The following is a 14,249-nucleotide window of genomic DNA, read 5'->3' on the forward strand; positions in this document are numbered from 1 at the left end:
CCAAGGGGGGCAATTCGTACTCGGCCTTTGGAGGTACGACGGGATGGACTTTACGGGCGACAAGACCGTCGCGTAGATAAACCCAAAAATGCAAACAATACAGTAACAAAAACTGGCTTGAGCTAGATACGATAGTGGAAAAAGCTGTCCATAGACCATAACGCCGGTCTTTACCAACGGGCATCCATCCCCTTTCCAAACTAGCCCTCAACGCCTCCTATGCCACGTCCGATCGTTGCACAGATTCACCCCGCCGCAGTCAGCCACAACCTCTCCATCGTCAAGCAGCGGGCATCTCGATCGCGTGCTTGGGCCGTGGTCAAAGCCAACGCATACGGACACGGAATCGATCGCGTCTTCCCCGCACTCGCGAATGCCGACGGTATTGCGCTGCTCGATCTCGACGAAGCAGTCCGTGTGCGTGAGTTGGGTTGGACCAAGCCGATCCTTCTTCTCGAAGGCGTGTTCAAGCCAGGTGATGTGCAAATCGCCCAGCAGTTCGATCTTTCCATGGCCGTGCATTGCCGTGAGCAACTCGATCTGTTGCGCCTGTCGCCGTCGCATGAGCGCGTCAACGTGCATCTGAAGATGAACTCCGGGATGAACCGCCTCGGATTCCGGCCCGACGCATACCGTACCGCTTGGGAGCAGGCCAGATCGATTCCGGCTATAGCGGACATCACGTTGATGAGCCATTTCGCGAATGCTGATGATGGTGACGTGGCATGGCAGATGGATCGCTTCGATGCGGTGACTCAAGACATACCGGGTCAACGAAGCCTCGCGAATTCAGCGGCCGTTCTGTGGCATCCCCAGGCGCATCGTGACTGGGTGCGGCCAGGTGTCGTGTTGTACGGCGGTTCGCCCACCGGTCAGTCGCGTCACATAAACGACGTGGGCTTGCGCGCTTCGATGACGCTCAGGAGCGAAGTGATCGGTGTGCAGTCTTTGTCGGCGGAGGAAACGGTTGGGTACGGCCGTGCCTTCGCCGCAAACCGCGAGATGCGCATTGGCGTGGTCGCATGCGGATACGCGGACGGATACCCCAGGCACGCATCGACGGGTACGCCAATCGCTATCGACGGCGTCATGACGCAAGTGGTGGGCCGTGTTTCGATGGACATGCTCACTGTCGATCTGACACCGTGCCCGCATGCGCAGATCGGCTCAAAGGTCGAACTGTGGGGCGAACAGGTCAAGATCGATGACGTCGCGCACGCTTCCGGGACGATCGGGTACGAGCTGATGTGCGCCCTGGCAAAACGGGTGCCTGTGGAAATAGCCTGAATGACTGCATCTTTCGCCGGAGCGTGAAGCAATCCTCAAGGATACTCACGTCTTCGGACGAGACGCGGCGCCGCATTGCCTGTTGCGCAGGCGTAGTGTTGTCAAATAAGGTTGTCAAATAAGGTTGTCTAATTAGGGTGTCTAATAAGCCAGCGCAATTGCGTTGTAACGGACACCGGGTGTTTACGTAATAATTGCGAGGCGTGTCCGATTCGACCCATTAACCATTAAAAATGCGCAGGTCATGGCTTTCAGCGAACCAAGGTCTCCATTTTTCAAATGGGTGGTGTCCTCCGCTCAGAACCTGAGCGCCGACAATCGGCAAATATTGCTTGCCAACCTGTTCACGCGAACCGCGTCGATTGTCTTTGCGTCGATCTGCGAAATCAGTGTCTGCGCAACCGCTTACTACCTTTATCCAAGAGCCCTGTACGCGTGGTGGGGCGGCGCGGTAGTCGCGTTGCTGATGACGCGTCTCGCGTTGATCTGGCTGTGCTGTGAGCGCAGTGCCCGCAACCTGCCAACCCCTACCTCAGCCTTTCTCTTTGCCAGTCTTCTCTGGGCGGTCCTGTTCGGCTTTGGCACCTTTTTGTGCAATACCAGCGGAAATCAGACACTTTTTCTGCTCGGCAACGTTTGCGCGGTGGGTGTAATCGGCGGATTAGCCGGGCGCAACGCAGGCACACCCCGCCTGGTGCTTCTCCAGATTTCGTTCATTCTCGGGCTGTTGGGCTGGGGAGCGGCGCTTTCTCCTGGCTCCGGCAAGCTCGTGCTGCTGTTTCAGGCGCCGTTTTGCGCGGCGGGTTTCTTTACCGTGGCATTACGCAGCAATCGCGACACCGTTGCGTTACTGCTGGCGCGCGAAAGCAGTCATCGGCTGGCTCACCAGGACAGTCTCACCGGTCTGCCTAACCGCGCTCGCATTACCGAGCTTCTGCTGGAACGCACTGCGGCAGGCTCGTTACGGCTGAATCATCGATTCGCGGTTCTACTGATCGACCTTGACGGCTTCAAGGCGATCAATGACAGCCTGGGTCACGCCGCCGGCGATCAGATCCTTCAGGAAGCCGCGATTCGATTGCGTGAAGTACTGCCGGCCGGCGATCTGGTTGGACGCCTCGCCGGCGACGAGTTTGTTGCCATTACCGACGGCACGGCGTTGACCCGCGACGTCCATTTGCTGGCAGACCGTATCGTCAAAACGCTGGCGCGTCCTTTCACACTCAGCGAAGCGTTGGTGCATATCGGTGCGAGCGTGGGCGTCTCGCTCTATCCGGAGCACGCAAAGACAGGACCGCAATTGCTGATCTGCGCCGACCGCGCGTTGTACGCCGTCAAACGCAGTGGCAAAAGTGCCTTCTCTATCTTCGATGCCGTCAGGCACGCATCCGACGAAAGTTTGAGCCTTCTGCGAAGCGATCTGGAAGGCGCAATGCAGTCTTACAGCGATCTGCGCATGGAGTACCAGCCGATCGTCGATCTCGCCGACGATACGATTTCCGGCCGCGAGGCACTGCTTCGCTGGACGCACCCGACGCGCGGTGAGCTTTCCCCGTCATCATTCATTCCCACGGCCGAACGTACGGGTCTTATCCTCGCACTCGGCGAGTGGGCGCTGCTGCAATCCTGCACGGAAGCTGTCACGTGGCGTGATGCGGTGAGTGTCGCCGTGAATGTTTCGCCGGTGCAGTTGCGGGAAGAATCGTTCGCGTCGACGGTTGCTGCGATCCTCGCCACGACGGGATTGCCGCCTGCGCGCCTGAATATCGAAGTCACCGAAACGGTGTTGTTGAGCGACGATATCGTCACCCGGCACAACGTCGAGAAGCTTCGTGCATTGGGAATCGGCCTCGCGCTCGACGATTTCGGCACCGGATTCTCGACCATGTCGACGCTTGTGCGCTTCTCATTCGACAAGCTCAAGATCGACAGTTCGTTCGTCAAAGAGTCTGTGCATCGGCGCGAATCCGCGGCCGTGGTTCGCGGGATTGTGGCTTTGGCACGGGAAATCGGCATGCCCACCACGGCGGAAGGCATTGAGACGCAGGAGCAGTTGAATTTCGTGCGTGTCTGCGGATGCACGCATGCTCAGGGTTTTCTTCTGGGCAAACCGGTCCGGAGTGAAGATATCCCGCACCTCGAAAAAAGGCTTGCTGCGCATTCCGCGGATAAGGCTTGAGAGATCTTGTCGACCGGCATGCTACCGATTTCCGCAGCGTTGGCCGACTAGTTACGGGGCAGGGTGACGTGACCCTCTGCGCGTACTGCCCGTGGCGGATTGGCCACGCCCAAGATAGGCGTCGCGCAACGTATCCAGTTCCAGCAGCGCCTCTGCCTTCCCATGCGCCACCACGCGGCCGCCTTCGAGCACATAGCCGGACTGCGCATACTGCAGCGCGATCGCTGCATTCTGCTCCGCTAGCAGAAAGCTGACGCCGTCGTCGCGATTGAGTGCCGCCACCGTCTCGAAGATCTCTTCCACGACTTGCGGGGCGAGCCCCATCGACGGTTCGTCGAGCAAGACCAGCGAGGGCCGCGCCATCAACGCGCGGCCGATCGCGACCATCTGCTGTTCGCCACCGGACGTATAACCTGCGAGCGCCTTACGACGCTCCTTGAGCCGCGGGAAGGTGCCGTAGATACGTTCGAGATCCGCCTCGAGATCAGCGCGCGCAGGCCGCCGCACAAACGCGCCGAGCCGAAGATTCTGTTCGACGGACAAATGCGCAAAGCAGCGCCGTCCCTCCAGCACCTGAACGAGGCCGCGCTCGGCGAGCGTCCACGGGTCCACATCGGTAATCGCGTCGCCGCGATATGCGATGCGGCCCGACGTAAGTTCGCCCCGTTCCGCGCGAATCAGGTTCGAGATCGCCTTCAGCGTGGTGGTTTTGCCCGCGCCATTGCCGCCCAGCAGAGCGACGATGGCGCCGGACGGCACCGTCAGCGAAACGCCGCGCAATGCCGGAATGAGCTGGCTATAGGTCACGGCGATGTCATCGACCTGCAGGATCGGGGCGGCGCTCATGCTCAGAGGTCCTTGCTGCAATCGCGCGGCGTAATGCCTTTTTCCTTGGCATACGCGTTCGCCGATTTCTCGATGATCGGGCGTAACAGTGCGCGATCCGCCTGAACCCAGCCGCTAATCACCTTCCATTGCTGGCCGTCCCATTGCTGGAAGCGGACGGCGCCGCCGCCTTCGTGATCGGAGCACGAGAGTTTCAGCGGTTGAACCAGACCATACGCGCCGAGTTGTTTAAGGCGCGCGTCGTCGAGATTCAAATGCTCGAACCCCCAGCGCACCTGTTCGCCCGTAAGCGGTTTGTCGCCGAACTTGGCCTGAGCCACGCGCAACGCTTCGACGTTGAGAATGCCGTTGACGACGCCCAGGTTGTAATACACCGTACCGAAGCGCGCCGGGTCCTTCAGATTGCCGTTGCCGGGTTTGATCACATATTGATTGATCGCCTGAAGTACCGGAAAGTCGGTTCCGGACGGATGCGTGGTGATCGAAATGAAACCCTTCGCGGCGTCGCCTGCCGGACGCGCATCTTCCTCCGAATTACTCCAGATGTTGCCGATGATGTGATTCGCCGGGAAGCCGACCTTCTGCGCCGACTTCAACGCAACCGGATTCATCACGCCCCAGCCACGCAGAATCACCCAATCCGGATTGATCCGGTGGATAGTGAGCCACTGCGAGCCCTGCTCGTTACCCGGGTGCGGGACTTCGATCTGCGTGAGTTCAAAGCCGTACTTCTTGGAGAGCGCATCGAGCACGGGAATCGTCTCGCGGCCATAAGGAGAACCATGGTAAAGCACCACGATCTTCTTGCCTTTTAGCTGATTCAACCCGCCTGACTGCTGGCCGATGTAATTGACGATCGCCGAGACTTCGCTATACGGGTTGAGTTGAAGCGGAAACACGTACGGAAACACCGCGCCGTCCGTGGAATCCGTGCGGCCGTGATTGATCGTGACCAGCGGGATTTTGTCGACGGTCGAACGATCGAGCGTCGCATAGGCGATCCCGACCGAGAGCGGATTGGTCGCTGCAGCCGGCGCGCCGTTCAGGCCGCTCTTGAGCCGCTCGTAGCATTCCACGCCTTTTTCCACGACGTATTCGGTTTCGCATTCGCTCCATGTCAGCTTGACCCCATTGACGCCGCCATCGCGCTTATTGATGAGGTTCATATAGTCGATAAAGCCGCCGAAGAAACCACTGCCACCCGCCGCATACGGCCCGACGCGGTAGCTTTGCAGCGGGAAGTATTCTTCGCCCGCGGCCTGCGCGGTGGGCGCAAATGCGGCGCTGAGGGCAAGCATCAGGCTCGCGGCAGCGGCGACGCGTGAGACCGTCCCGCGCCTTTTGAAGGAGTCGATGAATTTCATACTGGATGGACCTTGAATAGATAAACGATGGATTAAAGAGCGATGCGTGAAAACGAAGTCATGGGCGCAGCGGCCAGTCACGCAGACGATTCCGCGCGGTCTGAACCAGTCTTGCGAGTCCGTCCGGTTCCTTGATGAGAAAAACAATGATCAATGTGCCGAAGAGAATCTTCTGCAGGTTCTGCAACTGGCCGGCTTCAATGCCGACGCTGGCTAGCGCGCCTGCGGCATTCGAGAGAAGAATGGGCAGCAGCACGATGAAGGCCGCGCCGAGAAAATTCCCGCCGATGCTCCCCATGCCACCAATGATGATGATGAACAGCACCTGAAACGACAGATTGAGATCGAAGCCGTGCGGCTCGACGGTGCCCAGATAGGCAAATGCCCACAGCGCGCCGGCAATCCCGATCACGAATGAACTGAGCGCGAATGCGAGCAACTTGGTGCGGCCGGTCGGGATGCCGATCACGCGCGCGGCCGTGTCCATGTCGCGCACGGCCATCCAGCGTCGGCCGAGTTCGCTGCGTACGAGGCGAGTCGCGAGAATGAACAGGACGGTGGTGACACCGAGTACGAGCAGATAGCGTGCGGCCGGCGTGTCGATTTTCCAGCCGAATACCGTGAGGCGTGGCGCGCTGAGTACGCCCGAGGTGTCTTCGTTGGAAAACCAGCTGACTCGCGTAAAGATCCATTCGACAAAGAACTGCGCAGCCAGCGTCGAGACGATCAGGTAGAAGCCTTTGATGCGCAGACTCGGCAAACCGAACACGGCGCCTACCGCGGCAGTGATCAATCCCCCGAGCAATAGATCGACGACCAGCGGCAAGCCCGGCACTCGTACCATGAGGTTATAGGTGGCATAGGCGCCGACCGACATGAACGCCGCGGAGCCGAGCGAGAACTGGCCCGCGTAGCCCGTAACGAGGTTCAGCCCGAGTCCCGCGAGCGACAACACGAGGAACGGAATCAGAATGGCATTGAGCCAGTAGTCGTTGCCGAGGAGCGGCACGGCGATGAACGCAATCAGAGCGAGAATCGCCGCGAGCCATAACCTGAGCCCCGGCAGTTGCAGCGTGTACGGTTTGAACCGCCGTGGCGTATTCAGCGTGGTGTGAGGAGATGACATAGCGAGCCTCACACGCGTTCAACGGCGGGTTCGCCGAACAGACCCACAGGCCGCGCGAGCAGGAATAGCATCGCGAGCAGATAGGGAAACCAGTTTTCGATCCCGCCACCTAACAGGCTGCCGACATAAACTTCGGCAAGCTTCTCCGACGCGCCAATCAGCAGGCCGCCGACAATCGCCCCGCCGATCGACGAAAACCCGCCGATGATCAGCACCGGCAGCGCCTTCAGCACCACCAGCGAGAGCGAGAACTGCACACCGAGCCGAGCGCCCCACAGGAGCCCCGCCACGAGGCTGACAAAGCCGGCGAGAGCCCATACGATCGCCCACACGCGCGGCAGCCGTATGCCGATGGCGAGCGCGGCGAGCGGATCGTCCGCGACTGCGCGCAGCGACAGCCCGAGCCGCGTGCGCTGGGTCAGCAGCGACAGGCCGATCACCAGCACGCCGGCGGTCGCCGCGGCAAAGACGTCGAACTGGCTGATCATGACGCCGGCCACGTTCAGCGGTTTGTCGTCGATGCCGAGATCCAGGCCGTGCACCTGGGCGCCCCAGAATAATTGCGCCGCGCCTTCAAGAATGAAGCTCAAGCCGAGCGTCGCCATGAACAGAACGATGGGCGGGCGATTCACCAGCGGCCTCAATACGAGCCGGCCGATCAACAACGCAATCAGCACCAGCGCCGCTAGCGTGATGGCAAATGCGAGCACGGGGTGCACATGCCGCTCGACGAGGCTCACATACGTGAGCGCGCCGAACAGCACCATCGAACCCTGTGCGAAATTGAACACGCCGGACGCTTTGTAGATCAGCACGAAGCCGATCGCGACCATCGAGTACATCACGCCCGCCAGCAGTCCGCCGACGAGTACTTCGAGGAAAAATCCCATGTTGTTCGATCTCTCAGTGACGGGTGCCGAGATAAGCGGCCAGTACGTCCGGGTTGCTGCGCACGTCGGCGGGAGCGCCGTCGGCGATCTTCTTGCCGTAGTCGAGCACCACCACGTGATCCGACAGGTCCATCACCACGCCGATGTCGTGCTCGATCAGCACGACAGTCACGCCGAACTGTGTGTTGGCGTCGAGCACATAACCGGCCATTGCACGTTTTTCGTCTGCATTCATGCCGGCCATCGGTTCGTCGAGCAGTAAGAGGCGCGGCTCGGCGGCGAGCGCGCGGGCGAGTTCGACGCGCTTCTGCACGCCGTACGGCAGGGTGCCGACGGTGGTATGCCGGTAGCGCTGCAAATCGAGTGCTTCGATCACGACTTCGGCATAGCGGCGTTGCACCGTTTCATCGCGGCGCGCGCGGCCAATGCTCAAAGTCTGCTCAAACCATGTGCTGCGCCGATGCAGATTGCGGCCGGTAAGCACGTTGTCCAGCACGCTCATGCGCCGAAACAGCGCGATGTTCTGAAACGTGCGGGCAATGCCGCTGTGCGCCGCGTGATACGGATTCATGCGCCGATAGATGCGGCCGTCGAAATTCACGCTGCCTTGCTGCGGTTGATAGACGCCGTTGATCACGTTGAGTAGCGAGCTTTTTCCCGCGCCGTTCGGGCCGATCAGTGCGCAGATCTCACCCGTGTGCACGGCGAAGCTGATATCGGTGACCGCTTTCACGCCTTTGAACGACAGCGAGATATGGTCGAGCGAGAGCAAAGCGTTTGAGGATGAAGTCATTGGACGTTGAGTCATGCGTCAATAGGCCGGTTGTTTTGACGCGCCGTCTGTTGCGTAGCGCTGCTGCGCCACGGCCTGACGTTTAGGTTCGACACGCCGCCAGTCACCGGTATCGGGCCAGGCGCGCACATCGACGCGTATTGCTTCGAATAGCGCAGCGGTTTTTTCGTCGAGCGGCGGCCCGATGACGAGCGCGGCATGCGTGCGCGAAAAACCGATCACTTCGCGTAACGGACGGGTGATGAGCCACCAGGTCAGCGCACGAGCAAGCGGGCCGCCCTGTTTGCGCTGCGCACGGTTGATCAGACGGCGCCGCCATGAGCGTGCACCGGGCAAACGGTCGTCGACGAGCTGTGCCACCCGCGCGTAGGTTTCGCGTGTGCCTGCTACGAGCGTGGGCGCGAGTTCGCGGCGATCGTTGTCGCGCGTCGCGAGCGACTCCGGAAAATTCAGGCGAAAGCCGCTCAGCACCCACGGTGCAATCAGGTAACGCGCCTGGGATGCGGCGGCGAATGCGCGTGCCGCAAACGCTTCGTCGTCTGCGGTCAGTTTTTCGGTGGCGACGAGTTGCTGTGCTTCACGTACCAGCGTCGCATGCGGGAAACGTTGTTCGACGAGTTGGCCATCGGCATCGAGGCGCACGAAGGCGAATGCGTCGTCGTGGGGACGAGCAGCGGAAGCAAAGCTGCCCGCGTTGTGGATCGACAACGCGCGATAGTCAGTCACGGCGGCATGCGGATGCGACGCCAGATTGCGTGGGTTGGCATCGATCACGCGCAATCCTTCATATGCCAGCAGGCGATCGATCTGGCTGTCGTCTTCGGCGAACACGAAACGCGGGGCGATATGCGTAAGCACCGAGCGCAATGCGTCGTCGGCGAGATGCGGGTCGAGCGGTATCGCAACGCCACCGTTCCACTGTGCGGCTAGCGACAGCAGCAGCGCCTCCTCGCGCGGATGACTGACGAGCAGCAATGCGTCACCCGCTGCAAAGCCATGTTGCGCGAGGCCGGCGGCTAGCTGCTCGACCGCCGTGGCGACGCCTTGCCACGACGACGCGTGCCATGCGCCCAGCCGCTTGTGCCGCAATGCGATGGCCTGCGGCCGTTGCTGCGCCTGATGGCGCAGCCAGTCCGGCAGCGTCGACGGCTGTGCGTTCGTCATGATCAGGCGGCCTTGGCCTGCTGTTTGAGTTCGAGTTCACGCACCAACGGCAGGACCCGCTTGCCGAAATACTCCACCTCTTCGATGAAATGGAGAAAGCCGGTCAGCACAAGATCCACGCCGACCGATTTCAGTTCGACGATGCGCTCGGCAATCTGCTGCGGTGTGCCGATGAGATTGGTGCGGAAGCCGTCGTTGTATTGCACGAGGTCTTCGAAGCTCGACTTGGCCCAGTTGCCTTCGCCTTCCGGCGAAGCCTTGCCGGCCTGTTTGACGGCGTCGCCGAACGCATGCACGGCTTCGACGTGCGCATGTTTGATGATGTCGGCGAGCACGGCCTTGGCTTCTTCTTCGGTATCGCGGGCGATCACGAAGGCATTCACGCCAATGCGCACTTTGTGATTGTTCTTTGCTGCCTTGGTTTGAATATCGTCGATCTGTGCTTTCAGGTTCTCCGGCGTGTTGCCGTTGGTGAAATACCAGTCGGAGACGCTCGCGGCGTTGTCGCGCGCGGCACGTGAACTGCCGCCCTGGAAAATCTCCGGATGCGGCTTTTGCACGGGCTTGGGACTCAGCGTGTAATTGTTGAAGCGGTAGAAGTCACCCTTGAAGGTGAAATTGTCCTGTGTCCAGATGCCCTTGAGTGCCTCGATGAATTCGTGCGAGCGGCGATAACGTTCGTCGTGTTCGAGCCACGGTTCGCCGAGCGCGGTGAATTCACCTTTGAACCAGCCGCTCACCACGTTGATCCCAATACGGCCGTTGGAAATATGGTCGATGGTGGCAATCTGTTTGGCGACAACGGCGGGGTGCCACGGACCTGGCAGAATCGCCGCCAGCACCTTGAGTTTGGTAGTAGCGTGCAACAGCGCCTGGCTGAACGACACCGATTCATGCTGATATTCCGCACCATATCCGGCGGTGAAGCGGATCTGGCTCAGCGCGTATTCGAAACCCGCCTTCTCCGCGGTGAGTGCGAGCTTCTGGTTGTACTCGAGACTCCAGTCCGTGCGCTGCTCGATCGTGCTGACGACCAAACCGCCGCTGACATTGGGCACCCAGTAGGCGAACTTGACGGCGTCGTCGTGAGAGTGGTTCTGGCTCATGATATTCCTGGTGATTGAATGGATAGGTCTAGGCAGCCAGCGTTGCGGCTTGCGGGGAAGAGGCAGGGAGGCGTCCGGCATGCAGCCATGGAAGCGCGCGTGTCACCGCGAGAGCAACGCGTTCTTCCAGTGCCGGGTTAGAGATCGCATAACCGTTGAACTCCGCTTCAGATGCATACACGCCGATCGGTAGCGTGCGGGCCTGAAAAAAGCTGAACAGCGGACGCAATTGATGATCGATGACGAGTGCGTGACGATCGCTGCCGCCCGTTGCGGCGAGCAGAACCGGCACGTCGATCAGCGCCTCGTGATGCACGAGATCGAACAGATGCTTGAAGAGTCCCGTATACGAGCCGCGATAAACCGGGCTCGCAACAACCAGCAGGTCCGCCGATTCAATGGCCTCGATGTGTGCTCCCACGTCAGCAGGAACCTGCGAGCGATGAATCGCGCCGGCAAGACGTGAAGCGATCTGCCCTAACTCGACGAGATGCGTGTCGATCGGCAGCGCGTCGCCGAGCGCTGCAAGCAGGCGTTCCACCACCACGAGGGTGCGCGACGGCCGCTGCAATCCGCCGGAGACGGCGACTACTTTCAATCTCTTACTCATTCGAACGATCCTTTCAGGCGAAAGCGAATTAATCGGGAGTGCCGCTTGTTTAGCGAATACCGTGCCATCCGGCTTTGCGTGAACAGGACGGGTTGACGACGAATGCGCGGGCCAACGTCGATCGCGTGCCAAGTCAAATGGCATAACCGTTTGCGGTTTTTTGCTCGCGCGCATATCGCGGTGGCATGGAACCATTGCAGGCTGGCGTATGAAGCTGACGAAGCAAGATGGCCTCGGTGTTGCTGCTGGAGAAGCAGTGCGGGGTGTCCGCGATGGACGCGCGGGCTTTCATTATTCCAACCGGCCTGCTGCCTGAGAGGCAATAAGGGACGGCGGTGCTGGTGCAGAGGCAGCATCCATACCGATGCTGCTGCGTAAGCAGCAATTCGACTTTGGATACCACAACAAAATGCATCGGAAGCGGCGCTAGATGGTCAGAATACGCTTCTGAGGAAGCAACCCTGATCGATGCCGTTCAACGCCCGCGCGTAGCGGAGTGAGTGTTCTTGCCCATATGAATTCGTCCTACGTACTGCCGGACGCGCCGGCTTCCCTGCTACCTGACGCGGAGACAGCATCGGTCAATGAAACGCCGCTGCAGATCGCGCAGCGGCTCGCGATCACATTTGCGCTAACCGCCGCCGAACGCGACGCGCGAGGCGGAACGCCAAAAGCGGAGCGGGATGCATTGCGTGCCAGTGGTCTTCTTGCGATGAGCATTCCCGAAGCGCACGGCGGTCTCGGCGCGAACTGGCGGCAGACGCTGGATGTAGTGCGCACGCTTGGCCGGGCCGACAGTTCGCTCGGACATGTATTCGGCTTCCATCATCTGATGCTGGCGACGGTGCGGCTGTTCGGTTCGTCGGCGCAATGGCGTGCCTGGTTCGAGCAGACTGCCCGCCGTCAATGGTTCTGGGGTAATGCGTTAAACCCGCTCGATGAACGGGCGGTGAGCCACTCGCGCGCCGATTGGCGGGAGTTCAGCGGACAGAAGAGCTTTTGCTCCGGCGCGCTCGATTCCGAAATGCTGATCGCGTCCGCACGAGACGCCGAGTCGGGGACGTTGCTCATCGCGGCAGTACCCACGGGGCGCACGGGCATCTCCGTTGCGGAGGATTGGAACAACATCGGCCAGCGCCAAACGGACAGCGGCACGGTGACGCTGGAAAAGGTGCGGGTGGAGAACCACGAGATTCTGACCGACCCGGGGCCGCTGTCGACGCCTTTTGCGTGCCTGCGGCCCTTGCTCGCTCAGTTGATCCTGACGAATGTGTACCTCAGTATCGGCGAAAGCGCGTTCAACGACGCGCGTCATTACACGCTTCATGAGGCGCGTCCGTGGCATACGTCCGGCGTGCAAACCACCGCGGCGGATCCTTATATCCTCGGCCAGTACGGCGAGTTTTGGGCAGGCCTCGAGGCGGCGCGGTTGTTGACCGACCGCGCGGCCGATCGTTTCGATGCAGCCTGGACCCGAGCGGATGCGCTGACCGACGCCGAGCGCGGCGACGTGGCGTTGGCGGTTGCAACGGCCAAAGTTGCCGCCACAGAAATCGGGCTCACCATTTGTACCCGTATGTTCGACGTGGCCGGCGCGCGTGCGACGCATGGCGCGCTGAGGCTGGACCGTCACTGGCGAAATTTGCGCACGCATACGCTTCACGATCCGCTTGCCTATAAGCTTCGAGAAATCGGCGAATGGGCCCTGACGCAACGATATCCGACGCCGAGCTTCTACTCATGAACTATTCACTCAATCACGTGTTACCAGACCGGCCTGCCATCGCGCGAACGGAAGTGCCGCCTTTGTTGACGATGCCCGACAAGCGCACGCTGACCACCTCGATTCGCGCAACTGCACAGGTCTTCTCGGACCCGCAATCGCTGGCGCTGCTCGAACGTATTCGCATGGTGGCGCCGAGCGACGCTAACGTGCTCGTGATCGGCGAGACAGGGACGGGTAAGGAACTGGTCGCGCGTCACGTGCATAACCTGAGTGCTCGCAAGGACGGCCCGTTTGTGGCGGTCAATTGCGGGGCGTTCTCCGAGTCGCTGGTGGAGAGCGAGTTGTTCGGCCACGAGAAGGGCGCGTTCACCGGTGCGTTCTGCGCCAAACCTGGCTGGTTCGAAGCGGCGAATGGCGGGACGCTGTTTCTCGACGAGATAGGCGATCTGCCGCTATCGATGCAGGTCAAACTGCTGCGCGTATTGCAGGAGCGTGAGATCGTGCGGCTCGGCTCGCGCCGGAGCATTCCTATCGACGTGCGGGTGCTGGCGGCCACCAATGTGCATCTGCAGGATGCGGTGGCGGCAGGCCATTTCCGCGAGGACCTGTTTTATCGCCTGAACGTCGTGCATCTGGCTGTGCCGACGCTGCGCGATCGGCCCGGCGATATATTGCCGCTGGCCCGCTACTTCATTGAAGAGTACCGGAACCGGCTGGGCTACGGTCCCGTCGACATCGAGCCGCGCGCGGAGCGAAAGCTGCTGGAACATAGTTGGCCCGGCAATATCCGTGAGCTTGAGAACGTCATTCACTATGCGTTGCTGGTGTGCCGCAGCGATTCGCTAGGCGAGGGCGATTTGCAGATGTCGTCGTTCGGGATTCACGCCGCGCGACGAGCGGCCGCCGAACCTGTTGCGTCTACACCGTTGGAAGGGCTGGAGGGGGCGTTGCGCCATCTGTTCGATCACGCGGAAGGCAACCTGTTCGAACAGATCGAAGACACGGTGATGCGCGTGGCGTTCGATTTCTGCTATCGGAATCAGATTCAGGCGGCGAGGCTGCTGGGCATTAGTCGCAATGTGTTGCGGGCGCGCTTGATTCGGGCGAAGCAGATTTCTGCGCAGAAGTAGGCTCACGTGCGTGATGGCGGATGCAGGT

General features: G+C 60.7%; 12 protein-coding genes. 4 read left to right on the forward strand and 8 right to left on the reverse strand.

Annotated elements, in window-relative coordinates; all coding sequences use genetic code 11:
* Positions 1-219 precede the first annotated feature (219 nt).
* Entirely contained in the window at positions 220-1,287 is a 1,068-nt protein-coding gene (gene alr / locus KHO33_RS11180) for an alanine racemase (protein WP_054033668.1), read from the forward strand.
* Positions 1,288-1,531: 244 nt separating this feature from the next.
* Positions 1,532-3,466 (forward strand): putative bifunctional diguanylate cyclase/phosphodiesterase, encoded by a 1,935-nt coding sequence (locus KHO33_RS11185; RefSeq protein WP_200565085.1) that lies wholly within the window; start codon positions 1,532-1,534, stop codon positions 3,464-3,466.
* A 51-nt stretch (positions 3,467-3,517) separates the two neighbouring features.
* On the opposite strand, the gene KHO33_RS11190 is transcribed toward KHO33_RS11185, so the two are convergent.
* Genes KHO33_RS11190 through msuE form a run of 8 tightly spaced genes read right to left on the reverse strand, consistent with a single transcriptional unit; the run spans position 3,518 to position 11,365 of the window.
* On the reverse strand, positions 3,518-4,312 hold the full coding sequence (locus tag KHO33_RS11190; protein ID WP_200565084.1) for an ABC transporter ATP-binding protein: 795 nt from the start codon (positions 4,310-4,312) through the stop codon (positions 3,518-3,520).
* Positions 4,313-4,314: 2 nt separating this feature from the next.
* Positions 4,315-5,676 (reverse strand): ABC transporter substrate-binding protein, encoded by a 1,362-nt coding sequence (locus KHO33_RS11195; protein WP_128575973.1) that lies wholly within the window; start codon positions 5,674-5,676, stop codon positions 4,315-4,317.
* 58 nt (positions 5,677-5,734) lie between these two features.
* A complete protein-coding gene (locus KHO33_RS11200) occupies positions 5,735-6,802 on the reverse strand; it encodes a branched-chain amino acid ABC transporter permease (protein ID WP_054033664.1) in 1,068 nt (355 codons plus the stop codon).
* Between the two features lie 8 nt (positions 6,803-6,810).
* A complete protein-coding gene (locus KHO33_RS11205) occupies positions 6,811-7,692 on the reverse strand; it encodes a branched-chain amino acid ABC transporter permease (protein WP_054033662.1) in 882 nt (293 codons plus the stop codon).
* Between the two features lie 13 nt (positions 7,693-7,705).
* A complete protein-coding gene (locus tag KHO33_RS11210) occupies positions 7,706-8,485 on the reverse strand; it encodes an ABC transporter ATP-binding protein (RefSeq protein ID WP_054033660.1) in 780 nt (259 codons plus the stop codon).
* Positions 8,486-8,503: 18 nt separating this feature from the next.
* Positions 8,504-9,649 (reverse strand): AMP-binding protein, encoded by a 1,146-nt coding sequence (locus KHO33_RS11215; protein ID WP_200565083.1) that lies wholly within the window; start codon positions 9,647-9,649, stop codon positions 8,504-8,506.
* A 2-nt stretch (positions 9,650-9,651) separates the two neighbouring features.
* Positions 9,652-10,755: a dimethylsulfone monooxygenase SfnG gene (gene sfnG, locus KHO33_RS11220; RefSeq protein WP_054033655.1), complete on the reverse strand. Its 1,104-nt coding sequence runs from the start codon at positions 10,753-10,755 to the stop codon at positions 9,652-9,654.
* Positions 10,756-10,783: 28 nt separating this feature from the next.
* A complete protein-coding gene (gene msuE, locus KHO33_RS11225) occupies positions 10,784-11,365 on the reverse strand; it encodes an FMN reductase (RefSeq protein ID WP_054033653.1) in 582 nt (193 codons plus the stop codon).
* A 514-nt stretch (positions 11,366-11,879) separates the two neighbouring features.
* Between msuE and KHO33_RS11230 the strand changes: the two genes are divergently transcribed.
* Entirely contained in the window at positions 11,880-13,109 is a 1,230-nt protein-coding gene (locus KHO33_RS11230) for an acyl-CoA dehydrogenase family protein (protein ID WP_200565082.1), read from the forward strand.
* Positions 13,106-14,221, forward strand: coding sequence for a sigma-54 interaction domain-containing protein (locus KHO33_RS11235; protein WP_054033651.1), 1,116 nt, complete (start codon positions 13,106-13,108; stop codon positions 14,219-14,221). Before KHO33_RS11230 ends, KHO33_RS11235 begins: the two co-directional genes overlap by 4 nt.
* Positions 14,222-14,249: the final 28 nt, after the last annotated feature.

The sequence above is a fragment of the Paraburkholderia nemoris genome (genome assembly GCF_905221015.1).
Lineage (GTDB): Bacteria > Pseudomonadota > Gammaproteobacteria > Burkholderiales > Burkholderiaceae > Paraburkholderia > Paraburkholderia nemoris.

Coding starts and splice junctions, on each gene's coding strand:
- alr (WP_054033668.1), top strand. CDS start 220: ATGCCACGTCCGATCGTTGCACAGATTCACCCCGCCGCAGTCAGCCAC.
- KHO33_RS11185 (WP_200565085.1), top strand. CDS start 1,532: ATGGCTTTCAGCGAACCAAGGTCTCCATTTTTCAAATGGGTGGTGTCC.
- KHO33_RS11190 (WP_200565084.1), bottom strand. CDS start 4,312: ATGAGCGCCGCCCCGATCCTGCAGGTCGATGACATCGCCGTGACCTAT.
- KHO33_RS11195 (WP_128575973.1), bottom strand. CDS start 5,676: ATGAAATTCATCGACTCCTTCAAAAGGCGCGGGACGGTCTCACGCGTC.
- KHO33_RS11200 (WP_054033664.1), bottom strand. CDS start 6,802: ATGTCATCTCCTCACACCACGCTGAATACGCCACGGCGGTTCAAACCG.
- KHO33_RS11205 (WP_054033662.1), bottom strand. CDS start 7,692: ATGGGATTTTTCCTCGAAGTACTCGTCGGCGGACTGCTGGCGGGCGTG.
- KHO33_RS11210 (WP_054033660.1), bottom strand. CDS start 8,485: ATGACTTCATCCTCAAACGCTTTGCTCTCGCTCGACCATATCTCGCTG.
- KHO33_RS11215 (WP_200565083.1), bottom strand. CDS start 9,649: ATGACGAACGCACAGCCGTCGACGCTGCCGGACTGGCTGCGCCATCAG.
- sfnG (WP_054033655.1), bottom strand. CDS start 10,755: ATGAGCCAGAACCACTCTCACGACGACGCCGTCAAGTTCGCCTACTGG.
- msuE (WP_054033653.1), bottom strand. CDS start 11,365: ATGAGTAAGAGATTGAAAGTAGTCGCCGTCTCCGGCGGATTGCAGCGG.
- KHO33_RS11230 (WP_200565082.1), top strand. CDS start 11,880: ATGAATTCGTCCTACGTACTGCCGGACGCGCCGGCTTCCCTGCTACCT.
- KHO33_RS11235 (WP_054033651.1), top strand. CDS start 13,106: ATGAACTATTCACTCAATCACGTGTTACCAGACCGGCCTGCCATCGCG.